We start from the raw sequence: 4970 nt of genomic DNA on the forward strand, positions 1-4970 counted from the left end.
CGATCTGCTCGGCGGGCTCGACCCGTGCGCGATCGAAGGCGATCCGGTCGAAGCGGTGGACGTGCTGTTCGCAATCGCCGAGCGCCACGGCCGCGGGCTCGACCTTCACCTGCACGAGCGCGGATCGATGGGCGCGTACTCGCTCGACCTGATCCTGCAGCGCAGGAACGCGCGTTGACACCCGGGTTCGCCGCGTGTAGCTTACGTGCACCATGTACCGACGCGCTCCTGTCCTGAATCCGCACACCGCCCCGGCTCCGGCCCGCGCGGTGTCGGCACCGCGTCGCGCCATGGTTTGTCCCGTCGCCCCGCCAGTGGGCATCATCGCGGGCCGCGCGGCTCCGCCGCCCCCCGCCGCCGCCCTGGGCTGATCCAGCCCCTTTCCCTGGCGGTTCCAGCGTTTTCCGCATAAGTCCGTGTGTCCGGGCGCGCCTTGCGCCGGCCGCGGCCGCTGGAGCCTGTGCGTTTCATCGACGGGTGATTTTCCATGTCCAATACCAGAACGGCCTACCAGGCCTACGGCGCAACGTCGCTATTCGTGCTGCTGTGGAGCAGCGGTGCCATCTTCTCGAAATGGGGGCTGGCGCACGCCACGCCCTTTGCCTTCCTGCTGCTGCGTTTCATGCTGGCCCTGGCCGCCCTGCTGGCGCTGGCCAGCCTGGCCCGCCACCCCTGGCTGCCCCCGCGCGGCACACGCGCGCACGTGGCAGCCACCGGCCTGGCCATGACGGGCGGCTACAGCCTCTGCTACCTGCTGGCGCTGGACCGCGGCATCACTCCCGGCGTGCTGGCCACCACGCTGGGCGCGCAGCCCCTGCTGACGCTGATCCTGCTGGAACGCCGCTATGCATGGCGCCGCCTGCTGGGACTGGCGCTGGCCCTGGCCGGCCTGGCGCTGGTGGTGTGGGAAAGCCTGGGGCTGGCGCGCTATTCCGCGTCCGGCATGCTGTACGCGCTGGGCGCCCTGCTGTGCATGACGGCCGGGGCCATCCTGCAGAAAAGCGCGGCCCTGCCGCCGCTGCGCGTGCTGCCCCTGCAGTATGCGGTGGGCCTGGCGCTGTGCTCGGCCTTCGTGCCGTTCCAGCCCTGGCGCCTGGAACCCGGGTGGGCCCTGTGGGTGCCTGTGCTGTGGTTGGCGCTGGTGATCTCGGTGGCCGCCACGCTATTGCTGTACCGGATGATCCAGTCTGGCAACCTGGTCAACGTCACCAGCCTGTTCTACCTGGTGCCGGGGGTCACCGCCCTGCTCGACTATCTGCTGCTGGGCAACCGCCTGTCCGTGCATGGCCTGGCGGGCATGGCGGCCATCCTGACTGGGCTGGCACTGGCATTCCGGGCGGCCCCCGGGCCGGCAGGCGGCACGCAAATTAACGGCAAATGACATAACTTGCCAACAGATAACAACAGATTTCAGCGGGCTGTACTGCGCGATGAATTACCATACGCCCTGAGAACACCGCCGACAGGCTTTCGCAAGGCTTGCCGGCGGTGTCCTTGTTTCACTCAACTCAACGGAGAACCCTCTATGAAAAAGACGCTGCTCGCCGCCGCCTTGCTGGCAGGTTTCGCAGGCGCCGCTCAGGCTGAGACGTCGGTCACCCTCTACGGCATCATCGATACCGGTATCGGCTACAACAAGGTCAAGGGCGATGGCTACGATGCCAGCCGCATCGGCATGATCAACGGCGTCGAATACGGTTCGCGCTGGGGCCTGCGTGGAACGGAAGACCTGGGCGACGGCCTGCGCGCCGTATTCCAGCTGGAAAGCGGCTTCGACTCCGGCAACGGTTCGCGCCAGCAAGGCGGCCGCCTGTTCGGCCGCCAGGCCACCATCGGCCTGGCCAACGATGCCTGGGGCATCCTGGAATTCGGCCGCCAGACCAACATGGCGTCCAAGTACCTGGCCGACATCGACCCCTTCTACGGCAGCTTCGGCCAGTCCAACCTGGGCCTGGGGGCCAGCTCCGCCAACACCACCCGCTGGGACAACATGGTGATGTATCGCACACCGTCGTACAGCGGCTTCGAATTCGGGGTGGGTTATTCGTTCAACGTCGATGACAACAACAGCGACGAAACCGGTTTCCGCACGGCGGACAATACGCGCGGCATCACCGCCGGCCTGCGTTACCTGACCGGCCCGCTGAATGTCACGCTGACCTACGACCAGCTCAACGGCAGCAACGCCAGCAGCACCATCGACAACGATGCCACGCCTCGCCAGTACGCGGTCGGCCTGTCGTACGACTTTGAAGTAGTGAAGCTGGCCGCGGCCTATGCACGCACCACCGACGGCTGGTTCACCGGCCAGGACCTGCCCGCCGGCACGCCCTTCAGCAGCGAACTGGGCACCAACCGCTTTGTGGACGGTTTCAAGGCCAACGGCTACATGGTGGGCGCCACCCTGCCCATCGGCGGCGCCAGCAACGTGTTCGCCTCGTGGCAGCGCGTCGACCCGTCCAACGACCGCCTGACCGGCGGCGACTCCACCATGAACGTCTGGAGCCTGGGCTACACCTACAGCCTGTCCAAGCGCACGAACCTGTACGCCTACGGTTCGTACGGAAAGGACTACGCTTTCATCGACGGCCTGAAGAGCACGGCCGCCGGCGTGGGTATCCGTCACCGCTTCTAAAGCGCCCCAAGGCGCCGGGCCGCTCGCGCCCGGCGCCTGCCCCAAGCCGCCGCCCCCACAAGAAATGCTGACGCCGGAGCGCCGCGCGGCTGTATGCTTTTCCGGTCTGCGGCGGTTTTCCTGCGCAAACCGGCCAGGCTCCCGCCGCAGGTAGCCATTCCACGAAAGCTGAACGCACGCCGGCCTGCGCTACCTGGCCGGACCGCTGAACATTACGCTGACCTACGACCAACTGAACGGCAGCAACAGCAGCGCGCAAGTCGACACCAACGCCATCCCGCGCCAGTACACCGCGGGGCTGGCCTACGACTTTAGCGTCGTGAGGCTGGCCGCGTCATATGCGCGCACCACCGACGGCTGGTTCACGGGAGAAGACCTGCCGGCAGGCCCCCCCTATAGCAACGCCTTCGGTGTCAACCGCTTTGCCGACGGCTTCCGGGCCAACGCCTACATGGTGGGCGGCACCGTGCCGTTCGGCGGCGCCAGCAACGTGTTTGCCTCGTGGCAGCGCATCGACCCGTCCAACAACTTGCTGACCGGCGACGATGCCACCACCAATATCTGGAGCCTGGGCTACACGTACGACATTTCCAGGCGCACCGATATCTATGTTTTCGGCTCGTACGCCAAGGACTATGCCTTCATCGACGACCTGAAAAGCACGTCTGCCGGAACGGGACTGCGGCATCGGTTCTGAACCCCCGCGGCGCGGCCGTCAGCCGCGTGCGCTCCGGTGGCGATTGATCGCCAGGTAGGCATCGCGCGACGGAGCCAGGTGGTTGCGGCACAGGCGTATCAGGTCGTCGCGCCGCCCTTCTTCCAGCGCGGCGATGATGGCCCAGTGCTCTTGCCGCGCGCGCTCGCGGTACGAGGCATCCACCAGGGAACTGAAGCGTATGGCGTGTGTCTGGCGCGCGTATTCCTGGATGGCTTTCTGCAGCACGCTGTTCTCGCAAAAACCGAACAGCGCCTGATGAAAACGCTGGTTGGTATGGAATACCGCGCGCGGGTATTCGTCGGCCACGGCGCGATCGTGTTCCCGCTGGATGTCGACCAGTTGGCTCAGCGCCGCGGCCGGCAAAGGGCACGGCAGCGTGCGCGCGGCTTCGGTTTCCAGCAATTCGCGCAGTTGATAGAGTTCGGCCACTTCTTGTGCCGAGAACGCCCGGACTTCGCAGCCGAAATTCTTGCGGCGTTCCACCAGCCCGCGCCGTGCCAGCTCGGCCAGCACTTCGCGCGCCGCGTGGCGCTTGAAGCCGAAGCGGCGGATCAGGTCGTCTTCGATCAGGCGTTCGCGCGGGTGCAGGCTGCCCAGCACGATGTCTTCTTCAAGCACGCGCAGGGCTTCCGACATGCTGGACGCTTCGGACGGCGCATCGGGCGGACTGGCGGGCAGAACGTGGGACATCGACGGCAATACAGCGGCTGCCCGGACGGGCACGGACAGCCACTATATCAACAATCGATTCAGCCGCGAAAGGCGGTAGCAACGGCCGGCGATGGCACAGCCGGGCGATCGTCAATGGGAAAATGCAGCAGGGCCGCCACCAGGCCGGCCAGCGCGGTAGCGGCCCAGATGGGCGTATACGACCCGGTCAGGTCGAATACCAGCCCACCCAGCCATGCCCCCAGGAATGACCCAATCTGATGGCTGAGGAAGCACACCCCGAACAAGGTACCCAGGTGCCGCGTGCCGAACACCTTGGCCACCAGCCCGCTGGTGAGCGGCACCGTGCCCAGCCAGGTCAGGCCCATGACGGCGGCGAACAGCACTACCGACAGCGTGCTTTTGGGCAACAGGAAGAACGCCCCGATGGCCGCCCCGCGTATCAGATACAGCCACCCCAGCACGTGCTGCTGGCGGTAGCGCCCGCCCAGCCAGCCGCAGGCCCAACTGCCCGCCATGTTGAACAGCCCGATCAACGCCAGCGCGGTCGCGCCCAGGCCAACCGGCATATGGCACAGCACCAGGTAGCCCGGCAAGTGCGTGGCAATGAAGGCCAACTGGAAACCGCAGGTGAAAAACCCCAGGGTCAGCAGGCAGTAGCCCCGATGCCGGCAGGCGTGCGCCACGGCCTGGCGCAAGGGCATGACGGGTTCCTGCGCGGCAGCGGCGGCGCCCGGCGTGGCGCGGTCCAGCAACATGCCCAGCGGCGCCACCAGCAGCATCAGTACCGCCAGGCCCCACAACGATGCGGACACCCCCGACACATCGCGCAGCACTTCCGCGAACGGTACCAGCACCACCTGCCCCACCGACCCGCCGGCACTGGCCAGGCCCAGCGCCATGCTGCGCCGCGCGGGACTGGCGGCGCGCCCCACCGCAGCCATGACC

The 4970-nt window shown here is 67.0% G+C and carries 4 protein-coding genes and 2 pseudogenes; 4 read left to right on the top strand and 2 right to left on the bottom strand.

All coding sequences use genetic code 11. The annotated features are described in order from the left end of the window. The 4 genes and pseudogenes from LPZ50_RS21565 to LPZ50_RS21580 all read left to right on the top strand — a co-directional run. Positions 1–172 (top strand): annotated as a pseudogene (locus LPZ50_RS21565) (cytosine deaminase); the annotation flags it as partial. A gap of 315 nt (positions 173–487) precedes the next feature. Then, on the top strand, positions 488–1381 hold the full coding sequence (locus LPZ50_RS21570) for a DMT family transporter (protein WP_230664811.1): 894 nt from the start codon (positions 488–490) through the stop codon (positions 1379–1381). A 144-nt stretch (positions 1382–1525) separates the two neighbouring features. Beyond that, on the top strand, positions 1526–2635 hold the full coding sequence (locus tag LPZ50_RS21575) for a porin (protein ID WP_230664813.1): 1110 nt from the start codon (positions 1526–1528) through the stop codon (positions 2633–2635). A 178-nt stretch (positions 2636–2813) separates the two neighbouring features. After that, positions 2814–3332 (top strand): annotated as a pseudogene (locus LPZ50_RS21580) (porin); the annotation flags it as partial. Positions 3333–3350: 18 nt separating this feature from the next. On the opposite strand, the gene LPZ50_RS21585 reads toward LPZ50_RS21580, so the two are convergent. Next, entirely contained in the window at positions 3351–4043 is a 693-nt protein-coding gene (locus LPZ50_RS21585) for a GntR family transcriptional regulator (protein ID WP_230664815.1), read from the bottom strand. 59 nt (positions 4044–4102) lie between these two features. Next, positions 4103–4970: MFS transporter (locus LPZ50_RS21590; protein WP_230664817.1), on the bottom strand; the 868-nt coding region annotated here is incomplete at its 5' end.

The organism is Bordetella petrii, from assembly GCF_020991325.1.
Lineage (GTDB): Bacteria > Pseudomonadota > Gammaproteobacteria > Burkholderiales > Burkholderiaceae_B > Bordetella_A > Bordetella_A petrii_E.